The organism is Brevibacterium sp. Z349TD_9 (genome assembly GCF_056173565.1).
The window spans coordinates 1066816-1079193 of sequence record NZ_CM149680.1 but is presented as its reverse complement, the minus strand read 5'-3'; the positions used below and the strand labels follow the sequence as shown (position 1 = coordinate 1079193).

Sequence of the window (12378 nt, the reverse complement as noted above, 5' to 3'; positions counted from 1 at the left end):
TGACACGGTCGGGTCCAGGTTCGGGTCGGTGCCCGCCCGTACACTGGGGCCATGACGACCACTGTTCTCACGTTCGACCCGGCCGCCGTCAACTCCGGGATCATCACCGGCACCAACCGGACCCTCATCGTCGACTCGAGCCCCGGCCCCGCCACGGCCGCCCGCCTCGTCGAGCGCGCACAGGAGCTCAGCCGCGCTGCCAACGAGATCGTCACCCCCATCGATCTCGTCATCACCCACGACCACTGGGACCACCACCTCGGCGCCGCCGCCCTCGTCGCCGCCGGCATCGACCGGGTCTTCGCCTCCCCCGCCTTCGCCGCCGATCAGGCCGCGAGCACGTGGATCTCCCTCGACGCCCTGCGGACCAATCCCGACACCGCGGACTTCGCCGCGAGCCTGCCGGAGGATCCCGGCGACCTCCTCGTCGAGGTCACCCCCATCGCCGAGGCGGGTGCGGAGCCCACGGTGGTCGACCTCGGCGACTTCCCCGTCGAGCTCTCGGTGCTCGGCGGACATTCCACGGCCGATGTCATCGTCAGCCTCCCCGAGGCCGGGATCGTCTTCACCGGGGACCTCGTCGAGGAGGGCTCCGCCCCGCAGGCCGGTGCCGACGCGTCCCTGAGCCATTGGGTCGAGAGCCTCCACGCGCTGCTCGCTCTCCCCGGGGCCGAGGTCTTCGTCCCCGGGCACGGGGTCCCCGTCGATCGGGCGTTCGTCGAACGACAGCTCGAGGACATCGACGGCTTCCGGCTCGCGTCCGTGCCCGGGCAGAGACCGGACACCGACCTGTCGACCGGGGGTTTCGGTGCCGACAGCGAGGACGTGTGGGAGGACGCGCAGGAGCATGAGCACGGGCCCGTCGCCGAGGTGACCCTGCCCTCCCGTACCATGCCCGGTGACCGCGACCGCACGATCCCGCGGGAGCTGACATTGCCGTTGGAGTGAGCCGGTCACTCGGGGCCTCGACTTTTGGACGCTCAGTGTCGATCTGCCGGCCCAGAATCGACACTCAGCGTCCTGGACACGGCCGCTGGACGCCGGTGACTCTCAGCAGATGGAGCCGGTCCGGTCAGGCCTCGCGGTCGAACTCTGGTCGTTCGCGGTGCAGCGCGGTGACGAGGTCGCCGCCGATCGCACCGAAGAGCGTGCGCGCCCAGATGCTCCGGGCCTCGACGTAGGGCCTGTCGCCGTCGAAGATCCACTGCAGTTCGCGCCCGGCGGCGAGGTCCTCTGCGCACATCCGGCACACGGGCACGCGGATGCTCTGCCCGTCGGCGTCGACGCGGGAGGTCGACTGCGCCTCACCGTGGAGCGGGTTGACCGTGCACAGGCTCTCCGGAAGGCTGCCCGTGCGACCGCGCCTCCTCCGGCCACCGCGCTGCGCCTCGGCGATCTCCCTGCCCGCCTGGCGGATGAGGACCATGGCCCCGGCGAGGTCGATCCGCGACGAGCTCGTGTCGTCGACGATGCGGCGGGCGATCTGGTAGGCGTCGAGGGCCCGCTCGACGCGGTCGGCATCGGCGGCGGGCAGGTCCGCGGTGTGGAGGCGGTCGATCGACTCGGCCAATGCCGTCGTGTCGTCGCTGATCGAATCCCGCAGCGAGTCGCGCTGGAGGGTGTCGACGCGGTCGAGGAGCCTCGAGGGCAGTCGGTAGGCCGCGCCCTGCCGGCGACCGCGCAACAGCCAGACACCGGCGATGACGAGGGCGAGGACGAGGATGGAGCCGCCGAGGAGGAGCGGGGCGAGTGATCCCGAACCGCTGTCTACGACGACTTCGCTGCCGGGCACCTCCTGCCCCGTGCCCGCCTGCGCCTCGGTGCGCTCCTGCGGATCGGCGTAGTAGCCGAGGAGGATGTTGAGCTTCGTCGTCGACGGGGTCGAGACGTTCCACTCCCCCATAGCGTTGGTGTACTGGTCCATGACCTCGATCTTCTGGTCCGTGTCCGCAAACGTCTGGTCGGCGATGAGACCGTCGGTGCCGTTGATCATGACGAACGCCCCCTCGCCGCCGTGGGCGACCTTGACCTGCTGGAGCAGCTCGCGATCAACGCTCGGGGCGTCGACGGCGATGACGTAGACGGGGAAGTCGAGACCCTCGACCGTCGTCGTCGCCTTCTCCATCAGGGCGGGGTTGAGCCGGTCGGCGACGGCCGGGTCGATCCAGAACGGATCGGCCCCCAGCGCCTCGGCGATCTGCTCTCCGGTCGCGGTCATCGGCGCCTCCCTCCGGTCGGTCCCGACTGCACGGGCGCACCCTTCCGACTGCGGACCCTGCGCACGACCCACACGAGGAGAATCGCGGCGGGCACGCCGAGGACGAGGCCGAAGCCGACAGAGGTGATCGCGGACACCGCAGGGTAGGCGAGCTCCTCGGGTCGCTGCTCATCGCTGCGCTCGTCGACGTACTCGAGCTCGGCGTAGGGTTCGTCGACCTCGGTCTGCTTGAGCACCCGCACCCAGTCCAGCGCCCTGCCGGGCGGGGTGGAATCCGCGGCCGGCAGGGGGTAGTCGACGATCCTTCGTTCGATGCCCTTGTCCGCGACGTCCTCACTGGTGCTGCCGACGACGAGCACAGTCGCCTTCTCCTCCGGCAGCTCCCGGGCGATGCGGGCGGCGACGAGCTTCCCCTCACCGTCGGCGTCGTCGAGATCGGACAGCGTCATGAACGCGACGTAGACGGGGACCTCGGACCCGTCGAGTTCGTCGCGCAGGGTGTCGAGTTCGGGGTCGGTGACCGCCCACGCCTGGTACGCGTCGACGTAGATCGGGTCGGAGGCGAGGTTCTCGGCGATCGTGCGGTAGCGGGTCCGGTCGTAGTCGGCGTCGAAGCGGGACTCGATGCGGTCGGAGTAGATCGAGTCGACGCGGATGTCGTCGCTGTTCGCCCGCTCGACGCGCTCGTCCTTCGCGTCGTCGAAGAGGGAGACGCTCCAGACGATCGCCCCGGCGGTGACCGCGGAGAAGACGACTGCGGCGATCGCGATGCGGATGAGGAGGGCAGTGCGGGAGGCACCGGAGCGTGTCATGACCGCCTCCCCGTCCGGACTGGGCGTTCGGCACCGGGCACGCCGTCGTCGAGGATGGCGTCCTCGAGCGGGGTGAAGCTGCCGAACCCGGAGAGCGCGTAGGCGTCGTCGCGCCGGAAGTAGGGCACGGGTCGGGAGGTGAGGACGGTCGGGTCCTTCGGCACCATGAGGCAGACGGGGTCGTGTCCGGCGTCGAGGTCGGCGATGCACGTCTGACAGGCATCGATGGTAAGCACGGTCCCCGACTGCTTCCACGCGATGCTCTCCACGGGCTTCGTGTGCGCGGGGAAGAAGTAGCAGAACTCGGGCGCGGCGGTCTCGGCCGATGCCGCTCGGCGGCCGAGGCCGTTCATCGCCCGCAGCGCCCTGTCGGTGCGCACGAGGGCCCAGATCGCCTGGCGGTGGGAGTGGTCGGGAGAGGACGCCCAGTCGGGGTGGGCATCGGTGACCGCGTCGATGGCCCGCTGCACGCGCAGCCCGCGGTCGCGGATCGCCCAGCCCTCCTCGTCGGCGGAGGTGGGCTCCGGGAAGGGCTCGAGCGCCCGCGTGACCTCGGGGACGAGGCGGTGACGGCGGACGAGCTCCGGTTCGGTCGTCAGCTCCGACTTCCACCGGTACCGCGTCTTCCGGGTGAGCACCCACGCGGTGAGCCCGAGGGCGGCTAGGGTGGAGACGCCGAAGACGATGCCGTCGGGGTTGCCGAGGTCGAGGCCGGTCGCCTCGATGTAGTCCCCCCGTGACTCGCCGACGTCGACCGGGTCGAAGTCGGGCAGCGGTGGTGCCGGTTCCCCTGTCGCGGCGGCGACGAGGACGCGGAGGTGGTAGTCGACGGCGAGTTCGATGGGGAGGAAGTCGTCGCTGGACGAGCGCTGCAGGACCTGGGAGTTCGGCGGCACGCTCGGACCGTTCCCATCGACGAGGTAGGACCGGCTGCGGGCGGAGGTCTCGGCCTCGGTGAAGAGGACGAGAGCCTGGTCCTCTCCCGTCCGGTCGAACATCTCGAAGGCGAGGTCGGCGGTGAACGCGTCCCACTGGTCGTGGTGGCCGATCCAGATCTCCGGAGTCACGGCGACGAAGACGGGGAGTCCGGATCGGGCGGCGTTCTCGGTCGCCGTCTCGACCGCGCTCCGCTGCCTGTCGGTGAGACCGGGGGCGAGCGTGGGGTCGACCCAGAGCGGGCCGGTGTCCCAGGCCCCTCTGATGCGGTCCCGCAGCTGTCCGAGCAGGCGGTCGGTCGTCGTCATGGTTCCAACTCTACGGTGGGCGCTCACACCTGTTGTCACAGCCATGGTGCGGATCTGCCACCTGCCGCCCGGACAGGGCGCTGGGACGACGCGAGCCCCACAGCCGGATCGGCTGCGGGGCTCGTGTCTCTGCGGTCAGTCAGGCTGCCGCGAAGGTGATCACTTGAGGGTGACGGTCGCGCCGGCAGCCTCGAGGGTCTCCTTGGCCTTCTCGGCGTCTTCCTTCGAAGCGCCTTCGAGGACGGCCTTGGGGGCGCCGTCGACGAGGTCCTTGGCTTCCTTCAGTCCGAGCGAGGTGAGTCCACGGACTTCCTTGATGACGGGGACCTTCTTGTCGCCGGCCGATTCGAGGATGACGTCGAACTCGGTCTTCTCTTCAGCGGCGGCTTCTCCGCCACCGGCTGCCGGAGCGGCAACGGCGACAGCGGCCGGGGCAGCGGCCTCGACGTCGAATTCCTCTTCGAACTTCTTGACGAAGTCGGAGAGCTCGATGAGGGTGAGCTCCTTGAAAGCTTCGATGAGCTCGTCTGCAGTGAGCTTAGCCATGGTGGCCAATCCTTCCTGTGGTGGTCACCTGCGGTGACCGGGTTGATGGGGTGATGCTCAGGCGTCTTCGGCAGGAGCGGAGTCCTGCTTCTCGCGGAGGGCATCGACAGTGCGCGCGGCCTTGACCAGCGGAGCGGTGAAGAGGTAAGCCGCCTGGTGGAGGCTTGCCTTCATGGCACCGGCTGCCTTCGCAAGCAGCACTTCGCGGGATTCGAGGTCGGCGAGCTGGTTGACATTCTCAGCGCTGAGGGCGGCACCGTCGAAGTAGCCACCCTTGACGACGAGCTGAGAATTCGCCTTGGCAAAGTTACGCAGAGCCTTGGCAGCCTCAGGCGGTTCGCCGTTGACGAACGCGATCGCGGTGGGCCCGTTGAGGAGCTCATCGAGACCGGTCACGCCGGCTTCCTTGGCTGCAATCTTGGTCAGCGTATTCTTTACCACGGCGTAGCTGACGTTCTCACCAAGAGAGACGCGCAGCTCTTTCATCTGCGCGACGGTGAGACCGCGGTACTCGGTCAGCAATACAGCGTCGGAGTTCTCAAACTGCTGCTTGAGCTCCTCGACTGCGGCTGCCTTGTCTGGCCTCGCCATGGTATTCCTTTCGTACAGGCGCCGGTCTGCGTCCCGACAACGAAAAAAGCGCTCCACGCAGGTACGCGCGAAACGCTTCGAGGCTGAGAACGCGGTTCTCACTGAAGGATCTCTGGCTCACCTGCGAGGGTCACTCCTTGCGGAGTCTTCGTCTGCGGGCACAGGGATCCGATGGCGGATTCATGCATTCCCACAGAGACCGACGGTCTTCGGTGTCTCCAGCTTAGCCAGTCCCCCCGCGCTCAGTCCAATCGGGAGCCGTTCGACCCCGGAGACACTGGTCACACCGCCGAAGTCCTCATGCGGTATGCGAACGCAGAAAGGGAACGAGAGATTCGACGAGTTCACCGGGAGCCTCCTCAGCCACGTGGTGACCGGAATCGATCGAATGCCCCGTGAGGCAATCGGCCCACTCACGCCAGATCTCCAACGGATCGCCGTAGAGGTCTTCGAGGTCGTCGCGGCGCGACCAGAGGATCTGCACCGGCATCCGCAGGCGTCTGCCGGCGGCTCTGTCCGCCTCCTCGTCAGCCCGATCGACGGTGAGTCCCGCTCGATAGTCCTCGAGCATCGCCGTGACCACCTCGGGATCGCGGGTCGCCCGACGGAACTCCGCGAAGTTCTGCTCCCCCATCACAGCGGGGTCGCCGGAATACCAGGCATCCGGATCGGCGTTGATCACGCGCTCCGGCACATCGGGCTGTGCGAAGAAGAACCAGTGCCACCACTGCGCGGCGAACTTCGCATCCGCCCGTCGCAGGTGCTCACTGATCGGCACGCAGTCGATCAGGACGGCCGCCTGCGTCCGTTCGGGGCAGTCGAGAGCGAGCCGCAGACCCACGTAGCTGCCTCTGTCGTGACCGACGATGCTGAAACGCTCGTGGCCGAGGGCGGTCATGACCGTCGCGATGTCTCCAGCTGAGGCACGTTTGGAATGCGGTCGGTGATCCGACGCCGGGCGCGGTCCTCGCGATCGCCCATAGCCTCTGAGGTCCGGAACGACCACCGTGAAGCCGGCACGGACGAGAGCCGGCGCAACGGCGTACCACGTCGACCCGGTACGCGGGTGACCGTGGAGGAGGACGACGGCCGGGCCATCCCCACCATGGCGGACATAGATCTCAGCGTCGCCGGTCCCAAAGGTCTCCGCGGTGAATGACTCGAACATGGAGTCATGGTCGCATGCCGCCCTGACACGACCCTCCCCAGACACACATGGGAGGACCGTGCCGGCGTTCGCAGCGGACGACGGCACGGTCCTCGGTCGGTGTGGGCGGAAGCGGGCACCGCCTCGGCGGGTCAGAACTCGATGACGACGCGACCGTCGATCTTCGCGTGGAGCATCTCATCGAAGACGGCGTTGATGTCCTCGAGGGGGCGCTTGGAGTAGGTCGGGTGGATCTTGCCGGCTGCATAGAACTCGAGGGCCTCGACCATGTCCTGGCGGGTGCCGACGATCGATCCGCGGATCGTCAGGCCCTTGAGGACGATGTCGAAGATCGGGGCCGGGAAGTCGCCCGGGGGCAGGCCGTTGAAGACGATCGTGCCGCCTCGGCGGGTCATGCCGATCGCCTGCCCGAACGCTGCCGGGTGGACGGCGGTGACGAGCACGCCGTGGCTGCCGCCGATCTTCTCCTGGATGACCTCGGCCGGGTCCTCGGCGAAGGCGTTGACGGTGATCTCCGCCCCGTGCTTCTTCGCCAGGGCGAGCTTGTCGTCGGCGACGTCGACGGCGACGACGCGCATGCCCATAGCCACCGCGTACTGGACGGCGATGTGCCCGAGCCCGCCGATGCCGGAGATGACGACCCACTGTCCGGGTTTGACCTCGGTGCGTTTGAGTCCCTTGTAGACGGTCACTCCGGCGCAGAGGACGGGGGCGATCTCATAGGGATCGGCGCCGTCGGGGATGACGGCGGCGAACTTCTCGTCGACGAGCATGTACTCCCCGAACGACCCGTCGACGCCGTAGCCGCCGTTGACCTGGGATTCGCAGAGGGTCTCCCAGCCCTGCCGGCAGTGCTCGCAGACTCCGCAGGCCGCCCACAGCCAGGCGTTGCCGACCATCTGGCCGACCTCGACCTCGGTGACCCCTTCGCCGACCTTCTCGACGATGCCCACGCCCTCGTGGCCGGGGATGAGGGGCACCTTCGGCTTGACGGGCCAGTCCCCGTGGGCGGCGTGGAGGTCGGTATGGCACACGCCCGAGGCGATGAGCTTGACCAGGGCCTGACCCGGACCCGGCTCGGGGATCGGGTTGTCCCCGACGACGAGGTCCTCGCCGAATCCTTCTACGACTGCTGCTTTCATTGCCGACATCATCGACTCCTTCGTTGTGATGGGGTGGTTCCGGGGTTTCGCTTGGAGGGGCGGCGTTCGCCGAGGTGGGGGTGCTCGGGTGGGGCGGGTGCACCGGGTGGAGGGGAATGCGGAGGACCGCCGAGGCGATCGGCCGTGACGGTCCTGCGCGCTGGGGTCCGGCGCGCAGGACCGGCGGGAGGTCGGCTCAGAAGAAGCCGAGGGCCTCGTCGGAGTAGCTGACGAGGAGGTTCTTCGTCTGCTGGTAGTGGTCGAGCATCATCTTGTGGTTCTCGCGTCCGATGCCCGAGGCCTTGTAGCCGCCGAACGCCGCGTGCGCGGGATACGCGTGGTAGTTGTTCACCCACACGCGACCGGCCTGGATGTCGCGGCCGGCGTGGTACGCGGTGTTGCCGTCCCTGCTCCACACACCGGCGCCGAGGCCGTAGAGGGTGTCGTTGGCGATGCGCATCGCGTCGTCGTAGTCGGTGAACGTCGTCACCGAGACGACGGGGCCGAAGATCTCCTCCTGGAAGATGCGCATCCCGTTGTCGCCCTTGAAGATGGTCGGCTGCACGTAGTAGCCGCCGGAGAGGTCTCCGTCGAGTTCGGCCCTTTCGCCGCCGATGAGGACCTCGGCGCCCTCCTGCTTGCCGATGTCGAGGTAGGAGACGATCTTTTCGAGCTGATCGTTCGAGGCCTGCGCACCCATCATCGTGTCGGTGTCGAGCGGGTTGCCCTGGACGATCTTCTCAGTGCGGGCGACGACGGATTCGAGGAAGTCCGCGGCGATGCCCTCCTGGATGAGCGCCCTCGACGGGCACGTGCAGACTTCGCCCTGGTTGAGGGCGAACATCGTGAAGCCCTCCTGCGCCTTGTTCCAATAGGCGTCGTCCTTGGCCATGACATCATCGAAGAAGATGTTCGGGCTCTTGCCGCCGAGCTCGAGGGTGACCGGGATGATGTTCTGCGAGGCGTACTGCATGATGAGCCGGCCCGTCGTGGTCTCACCGGTGAACGCGATCTTGCGGATGCGCTTGTTCGAGGCCAACGGTTTGCCCGCCTCAAGCCCGAAGCCGTTGACGACGTTGACGACGCCGGGCGGCAGCAGATCGCCGACGAGCTCCATGAGGACGAGGATCGAGGCCGGGGTCTGCTCGGCGGGCTTGAGGACGACCGCGTTGCCGGCGGCGAGCGCCGGAGCGAGCTTCCACACGGCCATGAGGATCGGGAAGTTCCAGGGGATGATCTGTCCGACGACGCCGAGCGGCTCATGGAAGTGATACGCCACGGTCTGCTCGTCGAGCTGGGAGAGCCCGCCCTCCTGGGTGCGGATCGCCGCGGCGAAGTACCGGAAATGGTCGACGGCCAGCGGCAGGTCGGCGTTGAGGGTCTCGCGGACGGCCTTGCCGTTGTCCCAGGTCTCGGCGACCGCGAGCATCTCGAGGTTCTCCGCCATGCGGTCGGCGACCTGGAGGAGGATGTTCGCCCGCTCCGTCGGCGAGGTCTTCCCCCATGCGGGGGCCGCGGCGTGGGCGGCGTCGAGGGCGAGTTCGATGTCCTCGGCAGTGCTCGCGGGCACCTCGGTGAAGGGCTGGCCGGTCACGGGCGTGGGATTGTCGAAGTAGTTTCCGTTCGTCGGCGGCACCCACTCCCCGCCGATGTAGTTCTCGTAGCGGGGCTTGAAGGTGACGAGAGAGCCGTCTTCGCCCGGCCGTGCGTATACCGTCATGGCAACTCCTTTGCTGCGATGTCCTCGGGAGTGATCCCCGATTGACGATCACGCTACAGAGGGCAACGTTGCATGAGCGTTGCATCGCCGAGGCGGGACCTCAGCTGCCGAGCGCCTCGAGACGGACGAGTGCGGCGGTGCGCTCGGGGGCGTCGGGCGGGGCGAGCCGGAGGACGGCCATGAGCACCTCGGTGTCGGACTGGTTCTCCGGCAGCCTGGCGAAGCGCCACAGCTGCTGCCAGGTCCCGTCCTGGAGCAGGGTCTCGCGCAGCAGCGCCTCGAGCTCGCCGCTGATCTCCCGCACCCCGGGGGCGTCGGAGTCGGGAAGCACCCGGCCGCGGTAGGCCTCGAGTGCGGTCTCGACGTCGCCCTGGCCCAGGGCCCGATGGGCGGCGTCGACGTCGCTGTCGAGATCGCCGACCAGGCGGTAGGGCCGTCCGGCCACCTCGAGGTCGCTGAGGGTGGCGATCGTCTTGCGCAGGCGCGCGATCTCCGCGCGCACGGTGACGTCGCTGCCTCCGGTCGGCCAGAGCCGATCGGCGAGTTCGGCATTGGTCAGCCCGGCAGGGCTGCGGTGGAGCAGGAGGAGGAGTTCGGCGTGGCGCTTCGAGAGTTCGATGCGCGCGCCGTCCGGCCCGGTCAGGGCGGGAGCCGAACCGCTGACCGCGAGGCGGACGCGGGCGGCGGAGTCCCGGTCCCCCACCTCGGCGGCATCGGCGCGGTAGAGCCGAGAGAGGCCTGCGGCGGCGGCCTGAGCGGTCGACCCGAGCAGGGGCAGGACGATCGAGGACACGGCATCGTCTCCCCCGGTGACGTCGATGATGCCGATGACCTCGCCGGTGCCGGGATGGGTGACGGGCACCGCGCTGCAGCTCCACGCGTGGACGTCGCTGGCGAAGTGCTCGGCCTGGCTGATCTGGACGGCCGAACGGGACTGGAGGGCGAGACCCGGTGCCGAGGTGCCCATCGCATCCTCGGACCAGTCGGAGCCGGGGACGAAGCCCATCGACTCGGCACGCTCGCGCACGGACCGCTCCCCCTCGACCCAGAGCAGACATCCCTGCTCATCGCCGAGGGCGACGAGGAGGCCCGCGCCGGTGGCCGGTTCGATGAGGTGAGAGCGCAGCAGCGGCATGATCGAGTGGAAGGGATGACGGCGGCGCACCTCGGCGAGCTGAGCGTCCTCATAGGCCACCCGGGCACGGACGCCGGACGGGTCGCGGAGTCGAACGAGGGAACGGGTCCAGGACTCGAGGACCGTCGATCGCACCCCGGGGACGCCGCGCCGCTCAGGGTTGGGTGCGGCGAGGTCGCTGTGGGCCCGACGCACGATGAGCTGATAGTCGTCGTGCAGCAGCGGTGTCGTGCTCATCGCAGTCCGCTCCACCTCCGTCGGCGGTCGTCATGCAGGTCACTGGGGTCATCCCAATCTATCGGCTGCGACGAACGTGAGCAAGGTCACCGGCGCACGTGAGGACCCGTGGGAGGCGAAGAGGCGCAGATGCGACGAAGGGCGGGAAGTGAGAGACTCACTTCCCGCCCTTCAGGCGCGGATCACTCCACGGTCGGAATCAGGCGCGCAGCGCGGCTGCGTCGACCGGGATGCCGGGACCGTTCGAGGTCGTGATGGTCGCCTTCGTGATGTAGCGGCCCTTCGAGGAGGACGGCTTGAGGCGGAGGATCTCCTCGATCGCAGCATCGAAGTTCTCCTGCAGGGCCTGCTCGGAGAACGAGGCCTTGCCGATGATGAAGTGGAGGTTCGAGTGCTTGTCGACGCGGAATTCGATCTTTCCGCCCTTGATGTCGGACACGGCCTTGGCGACGTCCATGGTCACCGTGCCGGTCTTCGGGTTCGGCATGAGGCCGCGGGGACCGAGCACCTTGCCCAGACGTCCGACCTTGCCCATCATGTCGGGGGTTGCAACCGCTGCGTCGAAGTCGGTGAAGCCGTCGGCCACCTTCTCCAGCAGGTCATCGGAACCGACGTAGTCGGCACCTGCTTCGCGGGCTGCCTCTGCACGGTCGCCGGCGGCGAACACCAGGACCCGGGCGGTCTTGCCGGTGCCGTGCGGGAGGTTGACGGTGCCGCGCACCATCTGGTCCGCCTTGCGGGGGTCGACCCCGAGGCGGAGGGCGACCTCGACGGTGGCGTCGTACTTCGCCACCGAGGTCTCCTTGGCCAGGTCGATCGCCTGAGCCGGTTCGTACTTCACATCTGCGGCGATCTTCTCAGCCGCGGCCTGGTAGGCCTTCGAGCGCTTTGCCATCTGCTTCTCTCCTTGCAGTCGTGGTCGGGGCTGCGTCCGTCCTGCCACAGTGGGATGTCTGGTCTCAGACCTCGATGTCGGTGGTGATGCCCATCGAACGAGCGGTGCCCGCGATGATGCGATCGGCCATGTCGAGGTCGTTGGCGTTGAGATCGGGCATCTTCGTCGTGGAGATCTCGCGGACCTGGTCGGCGCTGAGGTGCGCGACCTTGACGGTGTGCGGGGTCGCCGAACCCGACTTCACGCCGGCGGCCTTCTTGATGAGTTCCGCGGCCGGCGGGGTCTTGAGGACGAAGGTGAACGAACGGTCTTCGTAGACCGTGATCTCGACGGGAACGATGTTCCCGCGCTGGGATTCAGTCGCAGCGTTGTACGCCTTCGTGAATTCCATGATGTTGACGCCGTGCTGGGCAAGCGCCGGACCGATCGGAGGCGCCGGGTTGGCGGCACCTGCCTGAATCTGGAGCTTGACGAGGCCGGCTACCTTTTTCTTGGGAGGCATGTGCGGTCCTTAATCTTGAGAGTGTCCATGCGCCGAGAGAACGCGGCGCATCATCCGATGCCGGCCTGCCGATACAGGGCCGACAATCAAACCACACCATCATTCCACGCTCGCCCGGCTTCGGGCAAATGGTCGTGAGCGGGAACACAGGGTGGAAGAACGCGTCAG

12 protein-coding genes are annotated in these 12378 nt (G+C 68.1%); 1 reads left to right on the top strand and 11 read right to left on the bottom strand.

The window, feature by feature from the left end; all coding sequences use genetic code 11:
* The first annotated feature begins 51 nt into the window (after positions 1–51).
* Positions 52–948, top strand: a complete 897-nt coding sequence (locus tag AC0VYB_RS04805; protein WP_144588009.1) for an MBL fold metallo-hydrolase — start codon at positions 52–54, stop codon at positions 946–948.
* Positions 949–1072: 124 nt separating this feature from the next.
* Here the strand turns inward: AC0VYB_RS04805 and AC0VYB_RS04800 are convergent, their stop codons facing one another.
* From AC0VYB_RS04800 to rplK, 11 genes are all read right to left on the bottom strand, one after another.
* Complete coding sequence (locus tag AC0VYB_RS04800; RefSeq protein WP_144588011.1) at positions 1073–2218, bottom strand: hypothetical protein; 1146 nt, start codon at positions 2216–2218, stop codon at positions 1073–1075.
* Positions 2215–3030 (bottom strand): hypothetical protein, encoded by an 816-nt coding sequence (locus tag AC0VYB_RS04795; protein WP_144588013.1) that lies wholly within the window; start codon positions 3028–3030, stop codon positions 2215–2217. The genes AC0VYB_RS04800 and AC0VYB_RS04795 overlap by 4 nt, the downstream gene beginning before the upstream one ends.
* Positions 3027–4274 carry a hypothetical protein gene (locus AC0VYB_RS04790; protein ID WP_063249181.1) on the bottom strand — a complete coding sequence of 416 codons (1248 nt, stop codon included), beginning with the start codon at positions 4272–4274 and terminating at the stop codon, positions 3027–3029. The genes AC0VYB_RS04795 and AC0VYB_RS04790 overlap by 4 nt, the downstream gene beginning before the upstream one ends.
* 159 nt (positions 4275–4433) lie before the next feature.
* Positions 4434–4820, bottom strand: coding sequence for a 50S ribosomal protein L7/L12 (rplL, locus tag AC0VYB_RS04785; RefSeq protein WP_009379144.1), 387 nt, complete (start codon positions 4818–4820; stop codon positions 4434–4436).
* 57 nt (positions 4821–4877) lie between these two features.
* A complete protein-coding gene (rplJ, locus tag AC0VYB_RS04780) occupies positions 4878–5411 on the bottom strand; it encodes a 50S ribosomal protein L10 (protein WP_009379140.1) in 534 nt (177 codons plus the stop codon).
* A gap of 298 nt (positions 5412–5709) precedes the next feature.
* Complete coding sequence (locus AC0VYB_RS04775; protein WP_063249182.1) at positions 5710–6579, bottom strand: alpha/beta fold hydrolase; 870 nt, start codon at positions 6577–6579, stop codon at positions 5710–5712.
* Between the two features lie 131 nt (positions 6580–6710).
* Positions 6711–7730, bottom strand: a complete 1020-nt coding sequence (adhP, locus tag AC0VYB_RS04770; RefSeq protein ID WP_063249183.1) for an alcohol dehydrogenase AdhP — start codon at positions 7728–7730, stop codon at positions 6711–6713.
* A 187-nt stretch (positions 7731–7917) separates the two neighbouring features.
* Positions 7918–9441 carry an acetaldehyde dehydrogenase ExaC gene (exaC, locus tag AC0VYB_RS04765; protein WP_063249184.1) on the bottom strand — a complete coding sequence of 508 codons (1524 nt, stop codon included), beginning with the start codon at positions 9439–9441 and terminating at the stop codon, positions 7918–7920.
* Between the two features lie 100 nt (positions 9442–9541).
* On the bottom strand, positions 9542–10813 hold the full coding sequence (locus AC0VYB_RS04760) for a helix-turn-helix domain-containing protein (protein WP_063249185.1): 1272 nt from the start codon (positions 10811–10813) through the stop codon (positions 9542–9544).
* A 199-nt stretch (positions 10814–11012) separates the two neighbouring features.
* Positions 11013–11708: a 50S ribosomal protein L1 gene (gene rplA / locus AC0VYB_RS04755; RefSeq protein WP_009379130.1), complete on the bottom strand. Its 696-nt coding sequence runs from the start codon at positions 11706–11708 to the stop codon at positions 11013–11015.
* Between the two features lie 64 nt (positions 11709–11772).
* Positions 11773–12210 (bottom strand): 50S ribosomal protein L11, encoded by a 438-nt coding sequence (rplK, locus tag AC0VYB_RS04750; RefSeq protein WP_009379129.1) that lies wholly within the window; start codon positions 12208–12210, stop codon positions 11773–11775.
* Positions 12211–12378 lie beyond the last annotated feature (168 nt).

Coding starts and splice junctions, on each gene's coding strand:
- AC0VYB_RS04775 (WP_063249182.1), bottom strand. CDS start 6,579: ATGTTCGAGTCATTCACCGCGGAGACCTTTGGGACCGGCGACGCTGAG.
- AC0VYB_RS04800 (WP_144588011.1), bottom strand. CDS start 2,218: ATGACCGCGACCGGAGAGCAGATCGCCGAGGCGCTGGGGGCCGATCCG.
- AC0VYB_RS04805 (WP_144588009.1), top strand. CDS start 52: ATGACGACCACTGTTCTCACGTTCGACCCGGCCGCCGTCAACTCCGGG.
- AC0VYB_RS04795 (WP_144588013.1), bottom strand. CDS start 3,030: ATGACACGCTCCGGTGCCTCCCGCACTGCCCTCCTCATCCGCATCGCG.
- AC0VYB_RS04790 (WP_063249181.1), bottom strand. CDS start 4,274: ATGACGACGACCGACCGCCTGCTCGGACAGCTGCGGGACCGCATCAGA.
- rplL (WP_009379144.1), bottom strand. CDS start 4,820: ATGGCTAAGCTCACTGCAGACGAGCTCATCGAAGCTTTCAAGGAGCTC.
- AC0VYB_RS04760 (WP_063249185.1), bottom strand. CDS start 10,813: ATGAGCACGACACCGCTGCTGCACGACGACTATCAGCTCATCGTGCGT.
- adhP (WP_063249183.1), bottom strand. CDS start 7,730: ATGTCGGCAATGAAAGCAGCAGTCGTAGAAGGATTCGGCGAGGACCTC.
- exaC (WP_063249184.1), bottom strand. CDS start 9,441: ATGACGGTATACGCACGGCCGGGCGAAGACGGCTCTCTCGTCACCTTC.
- rplK (WP_009379129.1), bottom strand. CDS start 12,210: ATGCCTCCCAAGAAAAAGGTAGCCGGCCTCGTCAAGCTCCAGATTCAG.
- rplA (WP_009379130.1), bottom strand. CDS start 11,708: ATGGCAAAGCGCTCGAAGGCCTACCAGGCCGCGGCTGAGAAGATCGCC.
- rplJ (WP_009379140.1), bottom strand. CDS start 5,411: ATGGCGAGGCCAGACAAGGCAGCCGCAGTCGAGGAGCTCAAGCAGCAG.